This window comes from Afipia sp. GW822-FHT03D08 (assembly GCF_058801645.1).
The window spans coordinates 1,821,229-1,843,430 of record NZ_JBXANK010000001.1; the positions used below are offsets into that span (position 1 = coordinate 1,821,229).

The following is a 22,202-nucleotide window of genomic DNA, read 5'->3' on the forward strand; positions in this document are numbered from 1 at the left end:
CTTGCTCTGTTAAAGTTCGGCAGACGCTACAGGCGCGGAGGCTGGTATATGATATGCCAGATTGCAAGAGGTATTCGAGGGAACTGTGACTTTTTAGCTATGCACCTCCGACATGGGTTTGCACAAGAAAAATGGCCCCGGTGATTGCCGGGGCCATTCAATAGGACAATCGTCTTTCAGAGAAGCCTTGTGACGGGCGCCAAATATCCGAAACGCAGACGCTCTTTCTCTTTACTTACATTGCCGTTTTCGGTGCGCGCGACGACAGCCGCGCCCAGCCGCTCGAGATCAAAGGCCAGAACAGGGCGATCAATCCCAACGTCATGATAGATCCGACAAGACCGTTGGAGAAGAAGACGCCGAGGCTGCCCTGCGATCCAAGCAACGCTTGCCGGAATGCTTCCTCCGCCTTGTCGCCAAGCACGATGGCAAGAACCAGCGGCGCCATCGGATAGTTACACTTCTTCATGACGTAACCGGCCACGCCAAACACCATCATCATTACGACATCGAAGGTGTTGTTGTGCACCGTGTTCGCGCCGATTGCGCAGAGGACGAGAATGACCGGCGCGATGATGCTGAACGGAATGCGCAGGATCGCAGCGAACAGCGGCACGCAAGTCAGCACCACGATCAATCCGACGAAATTGCCGAGGTACATGCTGGCAATCAGGCCCCATACGAATTCCTTCTGCTCGACAAACAGCAGCGGTCCGGGCTGCAATCCCCAGATCAGCAAGCCACCGAGCAGCACCGCAGCCGTCGGCGACCCCGGAACGCCAAGTGACAACATGGGCAACAGCGCAGCCGTGCCTGCGGCATGCGCCGCAGTCTCGGGCGCGACCACGCCCTCAATTTCACCCTTACCGAAATTCTTGCCCTGCTTCGACATGCGCTTGGCGATGCCATAGCTCATGAACGACGCGGGCGTCGCACCGGCCGGCGAAACACCCATCCATACACCGATCAAACACGAGCGCAGTGACGTCGCCCAATAACGCGGGAGTTCTTTCCATGTGTCCCACACCACCCGTGCGTTGATCTTGGCCGGCTTTCCTCTGAAATTGAGCCCCTCCTCCATCGTGAGAAGAATCTCGCCAATTCCAAAGAGCCCGATGACCGCGATCAGGAAATCGAATCCGCTGAGCATTTCGGAGAAGCCGAAGGTCAAACGCAGTTGTCCCGTGATGCTGTCAAGACCAACCGCCGCCAGCGCGAAGCCGATCATCATCGCGACAATTGTCTTGAACGGCGGCTCCTTGCCCATGCCAATGAAGCTGCAGAAGGCGATGAAGAACACCGCGAATTTTTCTGCCGGGCCGAACTGAAGCGCGAATTTTGCCACCAGCGGCGCCACCAGCGTGATCATGATCACGGCAAATAATGCACCGACGAATGACGATGTGAATGCCGCAGTGAGTGCCTCACCAGCCTTGCCCTTCTGCGCCATTGGGTGACCGTCGAACGTCGTGGCCACGGACCACGGCTCGCCGGGGATGTTGAACAGCACCGATGTGATGGCGCCTCCGAACAACGCGCCCCAGTAGATGCACGACAACATGATGATCGCCGAGGTCGGAGGCATGCTGAACGTCAGCGGCAAAAGGATTGCCACGCCGTTCGCGCCGCCGAGACCTGGCAGCACTCCGATCACCACACCGAGAACGATCCCGATCACCATGACCAGGATGTTGAACGGCTGCAGTACCGTCGCGAAGCCGTGAAACAGATTTACGATTTCTTCCATGTCAATGTCCTCAGCCGCAGCGGGAATTTAGAGACCAAGCAACTCTTCCAGCGGGCCTTTTGGCAGCGGAATGAGGAACCATTTTTCGAAGAACAGGTAGACTGCTAACGGCGTGCCGAGCGCTACGGCAGCAGTTGTAGTCCACGGGTATTTGCCGAGCCACTTCATGAACAGAGCAATGAGAAGCACCGAGGCGACATAGATGCCGAGATAGGGGATGCTCAGACAGTAAATGGTGGTCGGCACGAAGACGGAGAGGACTTGGCGAAGCTGTCCCCAATCCGCGAAGAGCTGACCGTCATCAGGCTCCATCAGAAGCTGGATGCAGTTCACGCAGCTCGCCAGCACAATGATGATGCCGATGTAGAAGGGAAAGAATCCGGATTTGGGACCGTCCGCCCCCCATCCAGCTCCCGCTTTCATGCTCCCGATAATCGTGATCACCCCGAACAGGATGCAGAACACGCCAACGCCGAACTCCGTCCATCGATGCGACGGCCCGCGCTGACCAACCCCAGAAGAATGCTCGCTCATATTTTTCCCCACGCTGAAGCCTTTGCCGGCGGAACCTGTCCGCCGGCAGCATCTGTCGTTGAAATTATTGTGGTGCAGCCAGGAAGCCGGCGTCTTTCATCAATGCCTGGTGCCGCTTCTGTTCGTTATCGACCCATGCCGAATACTCAGGACCGACCATCATAGTCTGATTGAAGGCACCATCCTTCATCAGGCTTTGCCATTCCGGTGTTTCACGAACTTTCTTGAGCACATCCACATAATAGTCGACTTGCTCCTTGGTCGCCTTCGGCGATGTGAAGAATCCGCGCAGCATCACGTACTCGACATCGAGCCCTTGCGACTTGCATGTCGGAATGTCGCCCCATGACTTTCCATCGGCGACTGCGTCCTTGTAGGGGAGCGGCTTCGCGTCGAACACGCAGAGCGGGCGGACGGCTCCGCCACGCCATTGCGCGACGGCTTCGATCGGATTGTTGACGGTGGAATCGACGTGCTTGCCGACAAGCTGGACCGCCACTTCGCCACCGCCGCGATACGGAATGTAGGTGAACTTGGTGTTGGACGCCTTCTCGATCGCTACAGTGATGATCTGGTCTTCCTGCTTCGATCCTGTGCCGCCCATCTTGAACTCGCCAGGCTTCGCCTTCACGGCCTCGATATAGTCCTTCACGGACTTGTACGGGCTGTCCGCATTCACCCAGAGGATGAACTCATCCAGCGCCATCATCGCGACCGGCGTCAGATCCTTGTGGCTGAACGGAATGCCGGTTCCCAATGGGGTCGTGAAAAGGTTGGAGAGGGTAATCACCAGCTTGTGCGGGTTGCCTGCTGAACCTTTGACATCAAGGAAACCTTCACCGCCGGCGCCGCCGGCCTTGTTCACCACCACCAACGGCTGCTTCATCAAATTGTGCTTGGTGATGATGCCCTGGATGGTGCGGGCCATCTGGTCCGCGCCGCCGCCGGTACCGGCGGGAACCACGATCTCCACCGGCCGGGTCGGCTCCCATGCCGCCGAGGCGGGACTGGATGCGAAACCCAGCGAAGCTCCAACTCCCAGTGCAAGACCTAACCTTCGATAAGACGACAACATCATTGCGTTTCTCCCACCCGTTGTTTCACGCCGCTCAACGGCGGCTTAATTCCAAAAATCTGCCTACGGCAGCCTGCGGAGTTCGATCCCTGGTGACGTCTGTTCGTCTGCCTCCAGAAACGTTCGTGAAGAGTAGTCACGGCTGAATCCGATGCACGCTGCATGGCAACTTCACAGCCACGTCGCCGCAACGGGGCAGCCAGGATCGTTGTGGGGAAGTTCGCGCCAACAGCCATGGCCACGCCATCCGCCTTTCGGCGCGGCCGCCTGGACACCGTGAGAACGGTATCAGCCATGGTCCCTCTCCCAAGGCGCGCTGTTCTATTGAAAACCGACAGCTGCTGCCTGAAACGCATCGTTGTATGCGATATGCCAGGACACAAGAGTTATTCCAGACACCACAGTGCGGCACTGCACTATTGGCCAGTGCGCGCGCTCAACAAAAAGCCCCGGAAAACCGGGGCCTTTCACAATGTCATTTAAGACGATGCTCGCGATTATCTGCGATCGCTCAGTACCTTAATCCTCAGAGTCCGAACCGCGGCAGATCGCCATTCTTGGCGGAAATCTGGGCGCTCTTCATCAGGAAATTATCAACGAAAGCAATCAGCTGACGGAACAGCCCGTTGGAAGAAGCAAAGCCGATCGAAGCAGTCTTGGACATGGGAGGGCCTTTCAGAACCGATGAATTCAGCGCTGGCATCGCGCTGCGTCATGGCCAATCTAGGTATACCAGATGCCAGACTCAATACGAGATTCCGCATGGCAGCATTTGCGTTAGTGCATCGCAGCATCGCCCTTGGACGCGACGAAATGTCTCAACTTTCCCACACAGTATCAATGACTTGAAGGTATCTAAAAACCACAAAAAAGGCCGGCGAAGTTCGCCGGCCTTTGGTCTCGCAAGTCAGATGGCTTACTCGGCTGCTTCGACCTTACGGGGTGGCGAAAGAGCACCCGAATTGTGAATCTCCGCAACCTGATTGTCATTAAAGCCGAGAACCTGCTTCAGGATTTCGTCGGTATGCTCGCCCAGCAGTGGCGAGCGCGTCACCACGGTCGGGCTGTCCGATAGCTTGATCGGATTGCCGACCGAAATGTACTTGCCGCGGGTCGGATGATCGACCTCGACGAGTGTACCGGTGGCATAGAGAGACTTGTCCTCGGAAATTTCCTTCATCGACAGAATCGGACCGCACGGAATGTCGTCCTTGTTGAGAATTTCCATCGCCTCGAACTTGGTCTTGGTCATGGTCCACTGTTCGATGCGTCCGAAAATCTCATTCAGACGCGGCAGACGCGCCGCCGGCTTGGCGTAGTCCGGATGCGTCTTCCAGCCGGGCTCGCCGATCACGTCGCAAATCTTTTCCCAGACCGGAGCCTGCGTGATGAAATAGAGATAGGCGTTCGGGTCGGTCTCCCAACCCTTGCACTTCAGGATGCGGCCGGGCTGGCCACCGCCGGAATCGTTGCCAGCGCGCGGCACAGCATCACCGAACGGAATGCCTTCGCCGAACTGGCTGTATTCCTTGAGCGGACCGTGGGCGAGACGCTGCTGGTCGCGCATCTTGACGCGCGTCAGATTGAGCACGCCGTCCTGCATTGCCGCAGTAACCTTCTGGCCCTTGCCGGTGGTCGAACGCTGATAGAGAGCGGTAACGATACCGAGCGCCAGATGCAGGCCGGTGCCGCTATCGCCGATCTGCGCACCTGTCACCAGAGGAAGACCATCGCGGAAACCGGTGGTCGATGCAGCACCGCCGGTGCACTGCGCGACGTTCTCATAGACCTTGCAATCCTCGTAGGGACCGGGGCCGAAACCCTTGATCGAGGCGACGATGAGCTTCGGATTGATTTTCTGGATGGTTTCCCAGGGGAAGCCCATACGATCCAGCACACCCGGACCGAAATTCTCGACCAGCACGTCGCACTTCTTCATCAGCTCGGTGAGGACTTCCTTGCCCTTCGGGTTCTTGGTGTCGAGCGTGATCGAACGCTTGTTGTGGTTCAGCATCGTGAAATAGAGGCTGTCCGCATTGGGGACATCCATCAGCTGGCCGCGGGTGATGTCACCGACGCCGGGACGCTCCACCTTGATCACGTCGGCGCCGAACCATGCCAGCAACTGCGTGCAAGTCGGTCCTGACTGGACGTGGGTGAAATCGAGAATCCGAACGCCCTTCAGCGCCTGTGTCATCGTGTAATACTCCGTATCGGTCGACGCCTTCTGACGCCGAGTGCGAGGACTGAAATCGGCAGGAAGCGACATGCTCCCTGCCGTGTGACCAGTTATTTCTTCTTCAAGACGCTTTGAGGGTTGAGATTGCCAATGCGGCCGCTTTCGCTGCCTGCAGCGGGATCGATGACCGCATTGATGAGTGTCGGCTTGCCCGAATCCATCGCCGCGTTAACCGCTCGCTTCAACTCGTCGGGAGTCGTCGCGTTGACTCCGACGCCGCCGAAGGCCTCCATCATCTTGTCGTAACGTGCGCCTTTCACGAACACCGTAGGTGCCACGTCCGGGCCACCCGAGGGGTTGACGTCGGTACCGCGATAGATGCCGTCATTGTTGAAGATCACGACACAGACCGGCAGCTTGTAGCGGCAGATCGTCTCCACCTCCATGCCGGAGAAGCCGAATGCGCTGTCTCCCTCGACCGCGAGCACCGGCTTGCCGGTCTCAATCGCAGCGGCGATGGAGTAACCCATGCCGATACCCATGATGCCCCAGGTGCCGACGTCGATGCGCTTGCGCGGCTGATACATGTCGATGATGCCGCGCGCCAGATCGAGTGTATTTGCGCCTTCATTGACAAGAATCGCGTCGGGACGCTCCTTGATGATGGTGCGCAGGACGCCGAGGGCGCCGTGATAGTCCATCGGCGAGTTGTTGTTCATCAGGCGCGGAGCCATTTTGGCAACGTTGTCGTCGCGCTTGGTCTGGACGGTTTTGATCCAGTCCGCCGGCGGGGTCTGCCAGTTACTGCCCATGCCCTGCACGAGCGCCGAGACGCACGATCCGATGTCGCCGACCACTGGCGCGACGATCTCGACGTTGGAGTCCATTTCCTTCGGTTCGATGTCGATCTGGATGAACTTCTTCGGCGCGTCGCCCCACGTCTTGCCCTTGCCGTGCGACAGCAGCCAGTTGAGGCGCGCGCCAATCAGCATGACGACGTCGGAGTCCTTCAGCACCGTGGAGCGTGCCGCACCGGCGCATTGCGGATGCGTGTCGGGCAGAAGGCCCTTGGCCATGCTCATCGGCAGGAACGGGATGCCGCTTTTCTCAATCAGAGTGCGGATCTCATCATCGGCCTGTGCGTAAGCCGCGCCCTTGCCAAGGATAATGAGCGGCTTCTTCGCCGATTTGAGCACGTCGAGCGCGCGCTTCACCGAGTCGGGAGCCGGAATCTGCGCCGGCGCCGCATCGATGACTTTCACCAGCGACTTCTTGCCGGCGTCCGCATTCATAACCTGACCGAACAGCTTCGCTGGCAGATCGAGATAGACACCGCCGGGACGGCCCGACACCGCAGCACGGATCGCACGCGCAACGCCGATACCGATGTCCTGCGCATGCAGAACACGGAACGCCGCCTTGCACAGCGGCTTCGCGACCGCGAGCTGATCCATTTCTTCGTAGTCGCCCTGCTGAAGATCGACGATTTCGCGTTCCGACGAGCCGGAAATCAGGATCATCGGGAAGCAATTTGTCGTGGCGTGGGCGAGCGCTGTGAGGCCGTTAAGAAAGCCCGGCGCCGACACTGTCAAACAGACGCCCGGCTTCTTCGTCAGGAAGCCGGCGATCGACGCGGCATAACCGGCATTCTGTTCATGGCGGAACGAAAGAACACGAATGCCTTCCGCTTGCGCCATGCGACCGAAGTCCGTGATCGGAATCCCCGGCACGCCGTAGATCGTATTGAGGCCGTTAAGTTTGAGCGCGTCGATGATCAGATGAAAACCATCTGTCAGCTCCTGCTCTGCATCATTCGCAGTCGTCGCCTCTAACTTACTCGCTGCCGTCAGCATCGGTGGCCTCCCTAGTCTCTTTTTTTGATCGTCTGGTCTACGTAAAGATTTCCTGTCCATGGGTTTCGACGTAGGTCGCAAGCCCAAGCGTGTGATCGCGGGCGCGCTTTTCAGCGAGCTCGGTGTCGCGCTCCTCAAGCGCTTCGATGATGGCAAGATGCTCCGGCAAAGACACCGCGGTGCGGTCGGTCCGCCCAATCGTCAGTTGCCGGTAGCCACGCACGTGCAGAAGGATGTCGTTGGTCATATCGACCAGGACCGGAGATTCACTCAGCGAAATCAGCGCCTGATGGAACGCGATGTTCGCTTTCGAATACTCTTCGATATGATCCTGCGGCAGCCGGTCTTTGTTGAAATCCTTGAAGAAGTTGCGCAGCGCCGAAATGTCTTTCTTGCGCGCCGTCGTAGTGATGAGACGCGCGGCCATGCTCTCGAGCGCAGCCCATGCCCGGATCATGTCCACGATTTCGGCCTTGGTCTTGCGCACGACCACGATGCCACGGCGTGGAACCGTCTTGACGAAACCGTCCTGCTCCAGCATCGCGATCGCTTCGCGGATCGGCGTACGGCTGACACCCAGATGTTCCGACAGCGCGCGCTCGTCGAGCATCACGGGCTCGGGGCTGGCGTAGATGTCCATTTTGAGAATGGCTTCTTTCAAAGCGTCATAGGCCTTGTTTTTGAAACTTGCCTCAGGCGCAATGCGAACGATCGCAATGTCCTGCTCATTCAATGGTGCCTTTGAGATTTTCTGAGTAGCCATGAATCATCTCCCTCTCTTCCAGAGGGGCTGTATACCACGGAAGCGTTGCTTAGGTTCTTGGCATACCAGATGCCAGCATGTCAAGCAACGCGCCCGGTGCCGCAGGGCCTAGTGAATAGGCTTGACAAAGATGGTTCTTGGCATACCAAATGCCAAAGATGGACATTTTGTCTCTGCACGCTTCAATCCGTGCGGGCAAACGCCAAGATGTGGTGATCTAAGCGCTCGGGAACGACCGTCCGACAACCCGCGCGCAACCAGATTTCAAAAATGGACGTGACAGGAGGAAGTGTAATGGCTCATTCGCAGGACGCAGCTCGCAAGATCGACGTCGGACAACAGGCAAAAGCTGAGGTTCGGAGAATTCTCGACGCCGTAAAGGCCGACAAGCGCACCAGCCTGACCGCGCCGGAAGGCAAACTGGTCTGCGATGCTTACGGAATTCCGGTCCCAAAGGAAGGCGTGGCAAAGTCCGCCGCCGAGGCCGCTAAGATCGCGACCGGCATGGGTTTCCCGGTGGTGATGAAGATCGTTTCCCCCGACATTCTCCACAAGACCGAAGCAGGCGGCGTGATTGTCGGCGTGAAAACAGCCGCCGACGCTGAAAAGGCTTATGAGACGATTCTGGCAAATGCCAAGAAGTACAAGGCCGATGCCAAGATCGAAGGCATCCAGGTTCAGCAGATGCTGCTGGGCGGCACCGAAGTCATCGTCGGCTCGATTACCGACGGCTCATTCGGCAAGCTGGTGGCCTTCGGCCTCGGCGGCGTTCTGGTCGAAGTGCTGAAAGACGTCACCTTCCGCCTCGCGCCTGCAACCAATGCCGATGCGCTTTCCATGCTCGATGGAATTCAAGCCCACGAAATGCTGAACGGCGTTCGCGGTGGAGATCCGGTCAACCGCGAGGCTCTGGCGGCTATCATCGTCAACGTTTCGCAGCTCGTTAGCGATTTCCCTGAAATCGTGGAACTTGATCTCAACCCGGTTTTCGCCACCAAGAAAGACGCGATCGCCGCAGACGTGCGCATTGTCGTCGATTTCGACTACAAGCCGCGTCCTGCTCCGCGCTCGAATGACGAAATCGTCACTGCGATGAACCGCATCATGATGCCGAAGGCGGTCGCGGTGATCGGCGCGTCGTCCGAAGCCGGCAAGATCGGTAACTCGGTGATGAAGAACCTCATTAACGGCGGGTACAAAGGCCAGATCTATCCGATCCATCCGAAAGCGGATGAGATCATGGGAATCAAGGCGTACAAGAGCGTCAAGGATGTGCCCGGCGTCATCGACACGGCGGTATTCGCCATCCCTGCCAAGTTCGTCGCCGCAGCACTCGCCGAATGCGGCGAGAAGAAAATCCCCGGCGCCGTGCTGATCCCGTCGGGATTCGCCGAGGCTGGCGCGCCCGAACTTCAGGAAGAGATCGTCGCGGTCGGCAAGAAATACGACATCCGCCTGATGGGGCCGAACATTTACGGCTTCTACTACACACCGGCCAATCTCTGCGCGACCTTCTGCACCGCTTATGACGTCAAGGGCCACGCCGCTCTGTCATCGCAGTCGGGCGGCATCGGCATGGCCATCATCGGCTTCTCGCGGTCCGCCAAGATGGGCGTGTCGGCGATTGTCGGTCTCGGCAACAAGTCCGACATCGACGAAGACGATCTGCTCGCTTTCTTCGAACAGGACCCGAACACCACGATCATCGCGCAGCATTGCGAGGATCTGAAAGACGGCCGCGCCTTCGCGGAAGCCGCCAAGCGTGTCTCCAAGAAGAAGCCGGTTGTCGTCCTCAAGGCTGGCCGCACCTCCGCCGGCGCGAAGGCAGCGTCGTCGCACACCGGCGCACTCGCCGGTAATGACAAGATCTATGAGGACGTACTGAAGCAGTCTGGCGTCATTCGCGCCCGCTCGCTGCGTCAGCTTCTCGAATTCGCTCGCGGCATTCCGGTGCTGCCGACCCCGAAGGGCGAGAACGTGCTCATCATCACCGGCGCAGGCGGCTCAGGCGTGCTGCTGTCGGACGCCGTGGTCGACAACGGTCTGTCGCTGATGGCGATGCCGCCGGACCTCGATGCGGCGTTCCGCAAGTTCATTCCGCCATTCGGCGCTGCTGGCAACCCGGTGGACATCACCGGCGGCGAACCGCCGATCACCTACGTCAACACTGTGAAGCTCGGCCTGTCGGATGACCGTATTCACTCGCTGATCCTCGGCTACTGGCACACCATCGTCACGCCGCCGATGGTCTTCGCCAGGAACATGGTCGAGGTGAAGAAGGAGATGGAGGCCAAGGGCATCAGCAAGCCGATGGTCGCCTCGTTGGCCGGTGACGTCGAGGTCGAGGAAGCCGCTGAATACCTCTATCAGAACGGCATCCCGGCTTACGCGTACTCGACCGAACTTCCGGTCGAAGTGCTTGGTGCAAAATATAAGTGGGCACGCGGCGCCGGCCTACTGTAAGTTCTGACAATGGGTGCCGCCCTCCAAAGGCGGCACCCGCTTTATTCCCAGCGCGACCTTCACTTCTATCCGCGGGCCGTAGGTAGGCGATGAAGAAAAGCGTGATCCGGCGAAAATCTGTCGAGCCCCGTGTCGGCATTGAGACAGAGACCGAAGGCCGGGATGGCGGTGTTCAGTCCGTCGACCGCGCCCTGACATTGATAGAGACCCTTGCCGAAGACGATGAAGGCTACCGGCTCACCGATCTGGCGGTGCGCACCGGCCTGTCCACATCAACCGTACACCGTTTGCTGACGACGCTGGAAAAGCGCCGTTTCGTGCAATTCGACCGCAGCGAAGCCAAGTGGCACATCGGCGTGCGCACCTTCTCCGTCGGCTCGACGTTCGCGCGGCGGCGGAATTTTGTCGCCCATGCCATGCCTTACCTGCGCAAACTTCGAGACCTGACGCGGGAAACCGCGAATCTCGCGGTTGTCGACGACGAAACCATCATCGTTCTGACGCGCGTGGAAAGCCGCGAGATCATGCGCTCGCTCACCAAGGTTGGCGGCCGCGTGGCGATGGTGGCCTCCGGGGTCGGCAAGGCCGTTCTGGCGACCTATTCCGATGAAGATGTGAGCGCGATCATCCATCGCCAGGGAATGCCGAGGCTGACGGAGAAATCCATCGTGCGGCCCGGCGAACTGTTCAAAGCGCTGCAAATAATCCGGCAGCAAGGCTATGCGGTGGATGACGAAGAAGCCCGCATTGGACTTCGATGCGTTGCCGCCGTGGTCTACAACGATTGCAGTGAGCCACTCGCCACGATTTCAGTTTCCGGCATGACCTCCCGCTTCACCGACGAACGCCTGCCGGTCATCGGTAACATCGTGCGCGACGTCGCTGCCGAACTGACGGTTGCGCTTGGCGGAATCATGCCCCCTGCTGCGCGAAAAAGCTGACTGCCGCGCGGCCCGGCTCGCCAAAACCGTTTTCACTTTTACTTCATCCTAGGCATTTGATAGCGCGAGAGATTTTTGCGCGGGCATCGTATCGCGGGAAACAAATTGAAGGCCGTTGAGCCGGCCAGCACGCTTCGCGATGATTGCATCCGAACTTAACCCATTCGAGGTGTGACATGGCGAAGATGCGGGCAATCGATGCGGCGGTGCGTATCCTTGAGAAGGAAGGCGTCGTCTGTGCTTTCGGCGTTCCGGGCGCCGCGATCAATCCTCTGTACTCGGCACTGAAAAAACGCGGATCGATCAATCACATTCTCGCGCGCCACGTCGAAGGCGCGTCGCATATGGCCGAAGGGTATACCCGGGCCAAGGCGGGGAACATCGGCGTCTGCATCGGGACGTCGGGCCCGGCTGGCACCGACATGATCACGGGATTGTATTCGGCTATCGCGGATTCGATCCCGATCCTGTGCATCACCGGACAGGCTCCCCGCGCCCGCATCTACAAGGAAGATTTCCAGGCTGTCGACATCGAGTCGATCGCCAAGCCAGTGACGAAATGGGCCGTCACCGTGCGCGAACCAGCCTTGGTGCCGCGGGTTTTCAGCCAGGCATTTCACATCATGCGGTCCGGCCGCCCTGGTCCGGTGCTGATCGACCTGCCACTCGACGTGCAACTCGCCGAAATCGAATTCGACGACGAGACCTATGAGCCGCTTCCCGTCTACAAGCCAGCCGCAACGCGCAAGCAGGTCGAGAAAGCACTTGAAATGCTCAATTCTGCCGAACGCCCGCTGATCGTGGCGGGCGGCGGCGTCATCAATGCCGACGCATCCGACCTTCTCGTCGCGTTTGCCGAGATCGTCAATGTTCCCGTGGTGCCAACGCTGATGGGCTGGGGCGCAATCCCGGACGATCATGTTCTGATGGCCGGAATGGTCGGCCTTCAGACCAGCCACCGCTATGGCAATGCGACGATGCTGGAGTCGGACTTCGTGCTCGGCATCGGAAACCGCTGGGCTAACCGCCACACCGGATCAGTCGAAACCTACACCAAGGGCCGCACGTTCGTGCATGTGGACATCGAGCCCACACAAATCGGCCGCGTGTTCAATCCAGATTTCGGCATCGTCTCGGATGCCAAGGCAGCGCTTGAACTATTCGTTACGGTGGCGAAGGAGTGGCGCAAGGCCGGAAAGCTCAAAGAGCGCCAGGCGTGGCCCGCGGCAGTACAGGACCGCAAGCGCACCATGCTGCGCAAGAGCCACTTCGATAACGTGCCGATCAAACCACAGCGCGTCTATGAAGAGATGAGCAAGGCGTTCGGTCGTGACACCTGCTACGTCAGCGTGATCGGATTGTCGCAGATCGCCGGTGCGCAATTCCTTGGCGTCTATCGCCCGCGCAACTGGATCAATGCCGGACAGGCCGGCCCGCTCGGCTGGACCCTGCCCGCAGCGCTGGGCGTCCGTGCCGCAGATCCGGAACGCGAGATCGTCGCACTGTCCGGCGATTACGACTTCCAGTTCCTGATCGAGGAGCTTGCCGTCGGCGCGCAGTTCAAGCTGCCTTACATCCATGTCGTCGTGAACAATTCCTATCTGGGTCTGATCCGTCAGGCGCAGCGCGGCTTCGACATGGACTACCACGTGCAGCTTTCGTTCGAAAACATCAACGCACCGGAGCTTGGCGTTTACGGCGTCGATCATGTCGCTGTCGCCGAAGGTCTCGGCTGCAAGGCAATTCGCGTCACCCACCCCGAAGAAGCGCAGGCGGCGTTCGCAACCGCCCGCGAGATGATGGCGGAGTATCGCGTCCCGGTCGTGGTCGAGTTCATTCTCGAACGCGTCACCAACATCGCGATGGGCACCGAGATCGACAATATCGTCGAATTCGAGGAAGTGCTCGACCTGCCGCTTGATGACACGCCAGCAAGTCCGGAAAAGACATCCCGCGGCAAGCTGCTGCCCGTCTAACGACCAACAGGAAAAGGACATTCCGCCGTGCCAAAGTTTGCAGCCAATCTGACCATGCTCTTCAACGAATTGCCGTTCATCGACCGTTTCGCGGCAGCAAAGGCGGCCGGGTTCGCGGGCGTGGAATATCTGTTTCCCTATGACTACGAAAAAGCGGTGCTTGGCGAGCAGTTGCAGCAGCATGGTCTCACCCAGGTGCTGCATAACCTTCCGGCAGGCAACTGGGGCGCGGGTGAACGGGGAATCGCAATCCTTCCCGATCGGGTCGCAGAATTCCGCGATGGCGTCAGCCGCGCCATCGAATACGCCAAGGCACTGGACTGCCGTCAGGTAAATTGCCTTGCCGGCATTACACCGGCCAGTTCCGACTCTGCGGAGCTTCGCGCCGTGTTGGTGGAGAATCTTCGCTACGCGGCAGATGCTCTCGCGAAGCACCGTATCAAGCTGCTGATCGAGCCGATCAACACCCGCGATATTCCCGGCTTCTTCCTCACCGGAACAGAGCAGGCACTCCAGATCATTTCGGAAGTGGGCTCCGAGAACCTCTTTGTTCAATATGACATCTATCACATGCAGATCATGGAGGGTGACATCGCTCCAACCATGAAAAAGCATCTCGGCCGTATCGCGCATATCCAGCTTGCAGATAACCCCGGCCGCAACGAGCCCGGCACCGGCGAAATCAACTATCCCTTCCTGTTTCGCTATCTGGACGAGATCGGCTATCGTGGCTGGATCGGCTGTGAGTACAAGCCGAAGACCACCACCCTGGACGGTCTTGGGTGGTACGAACCGCATACGGTCGATGCGTAATTAAAAACGAGGGAGATCAAAGAATGACCGATATCGGGTTCATCGGCCTTGGAATTATGGGACGGCCGATGGCGGGCCACCTGCAAGCCGCCGGACATCGCCTGTTTGTTCTGGAGAAATCCGCTGCCTCCAAGGACCTCGTTGCCGCTGGCGCCACGGCGTGCAAATCAGGCAAGGAGATCGCTGAGAAAGCCAGCGTCATCATCCTCATGGTCCCCGACACACCCGACGTTGAATCGGTACTCTTTAATACCGGCGGCGTTGCGGAAGGACTTTCGAAAGGCAAAATCGTCGTCGACATGAGTTCGATTTCGCCGATCGCGACGAAAGAATTTGCAAAAAAGGTCAATGCGAAAGGCGCTGATTATCTGGACGCGCCGGTCTCCGGCGGAGAAGTCGGCGCGAAGGCTGCATCGCTGACCATCATGGTGGGCGGGCCGCAAGGCGCATTCGATACCGTCAAACCGCTGTTCGAGAAGATGGGCAAGAACATCACCCTGATCGGCGGTAACGGTGACGGCCAGACCACCAAGGTCGCCAATCAGATCATCGTGGCACTCACTATCGAGGCCGTCGCCGAGGGTCTGCTGTTCGCCTCGAAAGCTGGTGCCGATCCAACTCTGGTCCGGCAGGCGCTGATGGGAGGACTTGCCACGTCGCGCATTCTCGAATTGCACGGGGAGCGCATGATCAAGCGCACATTCAATCCCGGCTTCCGCATTGAGTTGCACCAGAAAGATCTCAATCTCGCGCTGGAAGGCGCGCGGGCACTCGGCGTATCTTTGCCAAACACCTCGACGGCGCAACAGCTCTTCAATGCCTGCGTCGCCCACGGCGGCAAGGCCTGGGATCACTCCGCAATGGTGAAAGCGCTGGAAACAATGGCCAACCACGAGGTTGCAAAGGGCTAAGGTCCGCGACAATCACCATTGAGCTGATTTTGGCGGCGCGATGAAGAAACACCGCGCCGCTTTTTTATTCGCGCCGTTATAGACTGGTCTACTGGCAAATCGTCTCGATGGAGAACACGTAGGAGAGACGCATGATTCTCGTGACCGGAGACGCTGTAGCCAGACCCGAAACGTTCGACGAAGTGCGCCGGCTAAGCCTGGAACATGTTCATCGCTCACGTACTGAACCAGGCTGCATTTCGCATGCCTTGCACATCGATTGCGTGAATCCGCTGCGCTTTGTGTTTGTCGAGCAATGGGCCGATAAAGAGGTGCTGATGGACCACTTTCGGGTCCCGGAGTCACGCGGTTTTGTCAAAGCCCTGCGCGGGCTGCTCGCTGAACCAACCGACAATCCAGATCTACGACGCGGCGCCTCTGCATTTGCTATAGCAGCGCGGCGCGGAGGCAAACCTCTAGTCGGCGGTCCATCCACCGTCGATCATCAGGGACGAACCGGTCATCAGCGCAGATGCATCGCTGGCGAGGAAAACAATTGCCCCCATCAGATCCTCGACTGTGCCAAGGCGACCGAGCTTGATCTTCTGTAGTACACTCTCTTTGAACGCCGCATTTTCAAAGAAAGGTTTGGTCATTGGCGTCTCGATGAAGGTCGGGCACAGCGTGTTGACACGGATCTTGCTGGCTGCAAGGTCGAGCGCCATCGCCTTCGAGAAACCCTCCATCGCCCATTTCGACGCGCAATAGAGCGAGCGATTGACGCCGCCGACATGCCCCATCTGCGACGACATGTTGATGATCGAGCCGGATACACCCGCCGACACCATCCGTCGCGCAACGGACTGGGCGGCGAAGTATGCCGCCCGCACATTCAGATTCATGACAGCGTCGAAATCCTCCACCGGCACATCGGTGAAGGAATTGGGCCGGTTGGTGCCGGCATTGTTGACGAACGCGTGATACGGCTCGCGTGCCTCCATCGCGGCACGAAACGCAGCGACGTCCGTCACATCGAGCGCAAGCGTATCTGCCGAGAAGCCTTTTATGCGAAGCTCCGCAGCGACTTCATCAATCTCGCTGGCAGTGCGTGCACACAGTGTGACATGGGCACCCGCTTCCGCCAGAGCCGTCGCCGCGGCGAGCCCGATGCCTCGGCCCGCCCCGGTGACAAGCGCACGCCGCCCGTCAAGCCGGAACGCCGGCGTTGTGGGCAAAGCGCTCATTCCGCCGCGCTCGCATAAGGCACGTTGCGCCCGCCATAGCGACGCACGCGAACATTGGCCTGCTCGGCATGACCCGCAAAGCCTTCAAGCATGCAAAGCCGCGAACAGTACTCACCGATCATCGCGGAGGCTTGATCCGTCAGGACGCGCTGATAGGTCACGGTCTTGAGGAACTTGCCGACCCACAGACCGCCAGTGTAGCGCGCCGCCTTATTGGTCGGAAGCGTGTGGTTGGTGCCAATCACCTTGTCGCCGTAAGCCACATTGGTGCGCGGTCCGAGGAACAGGGCGCCGTAGTTGGTCATGTTCTTCAGGAAATAGTCCGGATCACGGGTCATCACCTGCACATGCTCGGAGGCGATGCGGTCAGCCTCCCTCACCATCTCTTCTTCGGAATCGCAGACGATCACTTCGCCGTAATCTTCCCACGCCTTGGCCGCGACCGCGCCAGTCGGCAGTATCTTCAGAAGGCGCTCGATTTCGGCCATTGTCTCGCGTGCGAGTTTTTCCGAGTTGGTGAGCAGGACCGCGGGCGAGTTCGGCCCATGCTCTGCCTGTCCCAGCAGATCGGTGGCACACATCTCGCCATCAACTGTACCGTCGGCAATCACTAGCGTTTCAGTCGGCCCGGCGAAAAGGTCGATACCGACGCGGCCGTAGAGTTGCCGCTTGGCTTCCGCCACGAAGGCGTTGCCCGGCCCGACCAGCATATCGACCGGCGCGATCGATTTCGTTCCGATCGCCATCGCACCGACAGCCTGAATTCCGCCGAGGCAATAGATGACATCGGCACCGGCTAGATGCTGGGCGGCGACGATGGCGGGAGCCGGCTTGCCCTGGAACGGCGGCGCGCAGGTGATGATGCGCGAAACGCCGGCGACCTTTGCGGTGATGACCGACATGTGTGCGGATGCCAGCAGCGGATACTTGCCGCCCGGCACATAACAGCCGACGGAATTGACCGGAATATTCTTGTGGCCGAGAACGACACCCGGCAGCGTCTCGACCTCGACATCCTTCATCGAGTCACGCTGGTGCTGGGCGAAATTGCGCACCTGCTCCTGCGCGAACTTGATGTCGTCGATGTTCCGCTTGGAAAGCTGCCCGACGCAGTCTTTAATTTCCGCATCGGTCAACCGGTAGTCCTTGCGGTCCCACTGGTCGAACTTCACCGACAGTTCGCGAACCGCGTCGTCGCCACGCTTTTCGATATCCGCAAGAATCCCTTCGACTGCGGTACGGACCTTCGTATCGTCTTCCGCCCGTTGGGCGGCATCACGGCTTCGCTTGAGATACTTTGTCATCGGGTGCCTCCGCGATTACTTGATTGCCTGAGGATTAATTGGCGACCCGGCCGCGCCCGGCAGATGCATCGGCGGGGCGGTGAAGAAGAATTCATAGACCTTGTCCTGCGCGCAATCCTCCGCGAGTTCTTTCAGATAGAAAATTTCGCCCATGGAGATTCCGATTGCCGGGATCACCACCCAGTGCCACGGCTGGTTTGCTTCATTGGTCTCGTTCGGGCGAACCTCGCATCCCCAGGTGTCGGTACAGATTGCGGCGATATCCTTCTCGCGAATCCAGTAGCAGGTTTCGAACGCCATGCCCGGCGCATCGCCACCGGCGTAGCCCGACCAGTCTTTCTTCTTCAGGCATCGCTCCTGGTGGCCGGTGCGAACGATGACGAAATCGCCCTTGCGGATTTCAACGCCCTGATGCTTCGCGCAGGCATCCAGATCCGCATTGGTGATCGCATAGCCGTCATCGAGCGACTCCACCCCCTTGAACCGGGCGACATCGAGCAGCACGCCACGGCCCGCCATTTTGTCGCGCGTGTGCTCGATGCCGAGCTTCTTCGCGCCGCGGGCGTCGACCAACTTGGCATCGTAGCCGTTGTACATCTTGTCATCGAGGAAGATGTGGCAGAGGGCATCCCATTGCGTCGACGCCTGACAGGGCATGTTGATCGCATCGTCAGCGTAACGCAGATACGGCGAAGGAACGTCCTGATTGCCTGCTGCGGCATCCGTGCCGGTCGCCAGCATGGTGTGAATTGGATTCCAGCGGCCTCCGAACAGGCCGGACTGAATCGGCTCTTTCAGCGAAAGGCCAAGCGCAAACACCTTCCCTTTCTTGATGAGCTTGCCGGCATTTATGACATCTTCAGGACTCACGTTATTGAGCGTTCCGATCTGATCGTCAGCACCCCACCGGCCCCAGTTCGAGAGTTTCTTGGCAGCTTCATAGATTGCAGCTCTGTCGACTTTCATGGAGATATTCCTTGCCTTATTTATCGAATGATAATTTTGTCGGCGAGCGACCGCCCGAAGCAGCTTCTTCAGGCTACACCGAGCAGTAACGCTCCTTGATTTCATCGTCGGCCAGCAGTGCGGCCGCAGTCGCGTGATGCACAACCGAGCCCTGGTCCAGCACATAGGCGCGATCGGCGATATCGAGCGCCAGTTCGACGTTCTGCTCAACCAGCAGAATCGTTGTTCCTTCCGACTTCATCTTCCGGAACAACTCGAACATCTCGTCGACGAGCACGGGCATGATACCTTCCGAAGGCTCGTCCAGCATGATGAGATCGGGCTTCGATATCATCGCACGCGCAATCGCCAGCATCTGCTGTTCGCCGCCAGACATTGTCACGGCTTCCTGATCCAACCGCTCCGCCAGACGGGGAAAAATTTCCGCGATCTGAGCAATGCGACGGACTTCTTCCTTCTTCGCAGGCGACGCAACAAGGCCGAGCCGCAGATTCTCACGCACAGTCAGTCCCTGCACGATGCGGCGCTCCTCTGGAACATATGCCAAACCGAGACCGAAGCGGACGTGAGCCGGCTGGCCCAGCACTTCTTTGTCCTTGAACACCACCGATCCGCGGGTCTTGTCGAGTAAACCAATGATCGATTTTAGTGTCGTGGTCTTGCCAGCGCCATTGCGGCCGATCAGACAAACGATCTCGCCCTTGTTCACCTCAAGGCCGATATCCTGCAACACATGGCTCGCGCCATACCAGGAGTTGAGATTTTCCACGCGCAACATCGCTTCAGTGCTCCCGCTGGCCAAGATAGACTCGCTTGACCTGTTCATTCTGGCGGACTTCCGTTGGCGTTCCCTGAGCAAGCAGTTCGCCGTGGTGAAGCACCAGCACCCGGTCGCTGATACCCATCACCAGCTTCATCTTGTGCTCGACAAGAATGACCGTGCGCTCCTTCGATAGCTTCACGATCAGATCCATCATCACGCGGGTTTCTTCGGGGCTCATGCCCGCCGTCGGCTCATCCAGCAGTAGCAGACGCGGATTCGCGGCCAGCGCCATCCCGATCTCAAGCGCACGCTGTTCACCATGCGCAAGTTCCTTGGCCAACCGCTCGCGGCGATCCCAAAGGCCGACCAGCGCGAGCAGCGCATCCGCCTTCTCAATAAGACCCGGAAGTCTGGAACGAGGACGCCAGATATCGTAGCGCGACACAAAGGCCTGCAATCCGACGCGCACGTTCTCCCGCGTCGTCAACAGCGGGAACACGTTGGTGATCTGGAATGACTTTGCGATCCCCATGTGAGCGAATTCGTGCTGCGCGATATTCGTCACATCGCGCCCCTCGAACTCGACCTTGCCGCTGGACGGAGGAAACGCGCCTGATAGGAGGTTGAAGTAGGTGCTTTTGCCGGCGCCGTTCGGGCCGATGATGGATGTGATCGCATTGCGCGAGAATTCAGCAGAGATGTTGTTCAGGGCCACAAATTTCCCGAACGACTTGCTCACGCCGGTGGTGCGCAGGATGACCTGCGATGTATCTGTCGAAGTCATCATTTGTTGATCCGCTTCAAGATCGTTCCCCAGATGCCCGCCGGGAAAAACAGGACGCAGATCATGAACACCGCGCCGACGATCAATTGCCAGTGAACGGTCCACAACGACACCAGATTTTCCAGCAGCAGGAAAACCGCGGCGCCAACGAATGGACCGAAGAAGGTGCCCATCCCGCCTAGCAGCGACATCATGACAACCATGCCCGATGTCTCGATGTGCAGGATTTCGATCGGCACGATGGACAGGTGCAACGCCATCAATGCGCCGGCCAGACCGCAGAATGCACCAGAGAGGATGAATGTGATCAGCCGCGTGAGCGTGACATTATACCCCGATGCGCGCGCGCGTGCTTCATTCTCGCGAACGGCCTCGATCACAGCACCGAACGGCGACGCCAGAATTCGCGACAGGACGAAGAGCGCCATGATGACGAATGCCGCGACGACATAGTACCGCGTCAGCGGATTGATAAAGTCGAATTTGAAACCGAGGATGTCGATGACGCGAACGTTGATACCGCGCAGGCCGTTTTCGCCGCCGGTCCAATCGACCGCTTGATAGAAGAGATAGAAAACGCACTGCGACAGGGCCATCGTCACCATGGCGAAGTAAATGCCCCGAGTGCGGATCGCCAGTGAACCGATCGCGGCGGCCATGACGGTGCCGCCGAGAATGCCCATCCCAATCGCGACGTACCACGGCCAGCCGAGATGAACGATGGCGATGCCGCAGAGATAGGCGCCGGTGCCGAACAGCGCGGCGTGACCGAAGGATAGCAGCCCGAGGTATCCGAACAGCAGATTGAAGCCGACGGCATAGAGCCCGTAAATCAGGATGTTCACCGCCAGCGCGGTGAACGGCATCACCAGCGGAAACACCAGCACAAAGATGCTCGCCAGGATCGCGCGGTGACGCTTGGCGAAATCGAACCAGCTCGCCGATGCGACAGCCGGCTGGGTCAGGGTCTGAGAAAGCTCATTCATTACTTTATACCCGCCTCAGCTCATGAGACCCGCGCGGCCGAAGAAGCCTTGCGGACGGATGAGGAGAACAATTGCCATCAGGGCGAAGATTGAAACCTTGGCCATTTCGGGCGCAAACAGCGACGTCATGCTGACGACCACGCCAACCAGCAGGCCGGCGATGACCGCGCCTCCGATGGAGCCCATGCCACCAACCACGGTGACAACAAAGGCCTCGGCGAGAATAGTCGCTCCCATTTCCGGAATAACGCCTTGCAGGGGTGCCGCGAGAAGCCCGGCCAACGCGGCAATTCCCGAGCCGATCCCGAATACGAATAGCCATACCCGTGCCACATTGACGCCAAGCACGCGAACGATCTGCGGATCGCGTGCGCCGGCACGGATAATCAGACCAAAGCTGGTACGCTCAAGGAAGAGCCACAGGCCAAGCAGAACCGCTGCCGCGACGCCGATCACGAACAGACGATAGAGCGGGAAGTATCGACACCGATATTGACAGCGCCCTGAAGGAGCTCCGGCGTATCGAATGGATAGCCGCTCTTGCCGAAGGCAATGCGGATCAGTTCAACCATGACGTAGCTGAGACCAAACGTCAGCAGCAGCGGATAGTCGATGCCGCGGCCGTAGAGCGGCCGGATCAGGAACCGTTCGACAACAAGTCCGATAGTGCCGACAATCAACGGGACGGCAACCAGACAGAGCCAGAAGTTCCCGCCCAGCGAGAGAAGGAACAGTCCGACATAAGCTCCAACCATATAAAAGGCGCCGTGCGCGAAGTTCACCACGGTCAGCATGCCGAAAATCAACGACAAGCCGATGGCGAACAACACGTAGATCGCGCCAAGCGCCAACCCGGTAAAGAGTTGCAGTGCGATCAGATCAAAGCTCAGGCCGGCCATAGTTATCTCCAAGTAAGACGCG

The 22,202-nt window shown here is 58.9% G+C and carries 18 protein-coding genes and 2 pseudogenes; 6 read left to right on the forward strand and 14 right to left on the reverse strand.

What is annotated here, in order from left to right; translation table 11 throughout:
• Positions 1-235 precede the first annotated feature (235 nt).
• The 7 genes from AC1RM7_RS09020 to AC1RM7_RS09050 form a co-directional block, all read right to left on the reverse strand.
• A complete protein-coding gene (locus tag AC1RM7_RS09020; RefSeq protein WP_492837966.1) occupies positions 236-1,747 on the reverse strand; it encodes a tripartite tricarboxylate transporter permease in 1,512 nt (503 codons plus the stop codon).
• Between the two features lie 27 nt (positions 1,748-1,774).
• Positions 1,775-2,281 (reverse strand): tripartite tricarboxylate transporter TctB family protein, encoded by a 507-nt coding sequence (locus AC1RM7_RS09025; RefSeq protein ID WP_006021816.1) that lies wholly within the window; start codon positions 2,279-2,281, stop codon positions 1,775-1,777.
• A gap of 64 nt (positions 2,282-2,345) precedes the next feature.
• Positions 2,346-3,359 carry a Bug family tripartite tricarboxylate transporter substrate binding protein gene (locus tag AC1RM7_RS09030; RefSeq protein WP_024921984.1) on the reverse strand — a complete coding sequence of 338 codons (1,014 nt, stop codon included), beginning with the start codon at positions 3,357-3,359 and terminating at the stop codon, positions 2,346-2,348.
• A gap of 523 nt (positions 3,360-3,882) precedes the next feature.
• Positions 3,883-4,020: a hypothetical protein gene (locus AC1RM7_RS09035; RefSeq protein WP_162832208.1), complete on the reverse strand. Its 138-nt coding sequence runs from the start codon at positions 4,018-4,020 to the stop codon at positions 3,883-3,885.
• 252 nt (positions 4,021-4,272) lie between these two features.
• The gene (gene frc / locus AC1RM7_RS09040) at positions 4,273-5,553 is read right to left on the reverse strand and encodes a formyl-CoA transferase (protein WP_006021819.1); all 1,281 of its coding nucleotides are present in this window, start codon (positions 5,551-5,553) and stop codon (positions 4,273-4,275) included.
• Positions 5,554-5,645: 92 nt separating this feature from the next.
• Positions 5,646-7,388, reverse strand: coding sequence for an oxalyl-CoA decarboxylase (gene oxc, locus AC1RM7_RS09045; protein WP_024921983.1), 1,743 nt, complete (start codon positions 7,386-7,388; stop codon positions 5,646-5,648).
• Positions 7,389-7,425: 37 nt separating this feature from the next.
• Positions 7,426-8,151, reverse strand: coding sequence for a GntR family transcriptional regulator (locus tag AC1RM7_RS09050; RefSeq protein WP_006021821.1), 726 nt, complete (start codon positions 8,149-8,151; stop codon positions 7,426-7,428).
• A gap of 294 nt (positions 8,152-8,445) precedes the next feature.
• Between AC1RM7_RS09050 and AC1RM7_RS09055 the strand changes: the two genes are divergently transcribed.
• The 6 genes and pseudogenes from AC1RM7_RS09055 to AC1RM7_RS09080 form a co-directional block, all read left to right on the forward strand.
• Positions 8,446-10,614: an acetate--CoA ligase family protein gene (locus AC1RM7_RS09055; RefSeq protein WP_006021822.1), complete on the forward strand. Its 2,169-nt coding sequence runs from the start codon at positions 8,446-8,448 to the stop codon at positions 10,612-10,614.
• An 89-nt stretch (positions 10,615-10,703) separates the two neighbouring features.
• Complete coding sequence (locus AC1RM7_RS09060) at positions 10,704-11,555, forward strand: IclR family transcriptional regulator (RefSeq protein ID WP_024921982.1); 852 nt, start codon at positions 10,704-10,706, stop codon at positions 11,553-11,555.
• A gap of 176 nt (positions 11,556-11,731) precedes the next feature.
• Positions 11,732-13,531, forward strand: a complete 1,800-nt coding sequence (gene gcl / locus AC1RM7_RS09065; protein WP_492837962.1) for a glyoxylate carboligase — start codon at positions 11,732-11,734, stop codon at positions 13,529-13,531.
• 27 nt (positions 13,532-13,558) lie between these two features.
• Positions 13,559-14,344, forward strand: a complete 786-nt coding sequence (gene hyi / locus AC1RM7_RS09070) for a hydroxypyruvate isomerase (RefSeq protein ID WP_024921980.1) — start codon at positions 13,559-13,561, stop codon at positions 14,342-14,344.
• Between the two features lie 23 nt (positions 14,345-14,367).
• A complete protein-coding gene (locus AC1RM7_RS09075; protein ID WP_006021826.1) occupies positions 14,368-15,255 on the forward strand; it encodes a 2-hydroxy-3-oxopropionate reductase in 888 nt (295 codons plus the stop codon).
• A gap of 131 nt (positions 15,256-15,386) precedes the next feature.
• Positions 15,387-15,554, forward strand: a pseudogene (locus AC1RM7_RS09080) (putative quinol monooxygenase); the annotation flags it as partial.
• A 156-nt stretch (positions 15,555-15,710) separates the two neighbouring features.
• Here the strand turns inward: AC1RM7_RS09080 and AC1RM7_RS09085 are convergent.
• The 7 genes and pseudogenes from AC1RM7_RS09085 to AC1RM7_RS09115 form a co-directional block, all read right to left on the reverse strand.
• Positions 15,711-16,478 (reverse strand): SDR family NAD(P)-dependent oxidoreductase, encoded by a 768-nt coding sequence (locus AC1RM7_RS09085; protein ID WP_024921979.1) that lies wholly within the window; start codon positions 16,476-16,478, stop codon positions 15,711-15,713.
• Positions 16,475-17,782 (reverse strand): histidinol dehydrogenase, encoded by a 1,308-nt coding sequence (gene hisD / locus AC1RM7_RS09090; RefSeq protein WP_024921978.1) that lies wholly within the window; start codon positions 17,780-17,782, stop codon positions 16,475-16,477. The genes AC1RM7_RS09085 and hisD overlap by 4 nt, the downstream gene beginning before the upstream one ends.
• Before the next feature lie 15 nt (positions 17,783-17,797).
• Entirely contained in the window at positions 17,798-18,748 is a 951-nt protein-coding gene (locus tag AC1RM7_RS09095; protein ID WP_024921977.1) for a cyclase family protein, read from the reverse strand.
• Between the two features lie 73 nt (positions 18,749-18,821).
• Positions 18,822-19,526: an ABC transporter ATP-binding protein gene (locus AC1RM7_RS09100; protein ID WP_006021830.1), complete on the reverse strand. Its 705-nt coding sequence runs from the start codon at positions 19,524-19,526 to the stop codon at positions 18,822-18,824.
• A gap of 4 nt (positions 19,527-19,530) precedes the next feature.
• Positions 19,531-20,298, reverse strand: a complete 768-nt coding sequence (locus AC1RM7_RS09105; protein ID WP_425990107.1) for an ABC transporter ATP-binding protein — start codon at positions 20,296-20,298, stop codon at positions 19,531-19,533.
• Positions 20,295-21,281 (reverse strand): branched-chain amino acid ABC transporter permease, encoded by a 987-nt coding sequence (locus AC1RM7_RS09110; RefSeq protein ID WP_006021832.1) that lies wholly within the window; start codon positions 21,279-21,281, stop codon positions 20,295-20,297. Before AC1RM7_RS09110 ends, AC1RM7_RS09105 begins: the two co-directional genes overlap by 4 nt.
• A 15-nt stretch (positions 21,282-21,296) precedes the next feature.
• Positions 21,297-22,180, reverse strand: a pseudogene (locus tag AC1RM7_RS09115) (branched-chain amino acid ABC transporter permease).
• Positions 22,181-22,202 lie beyond the last annotated feature (22 nt).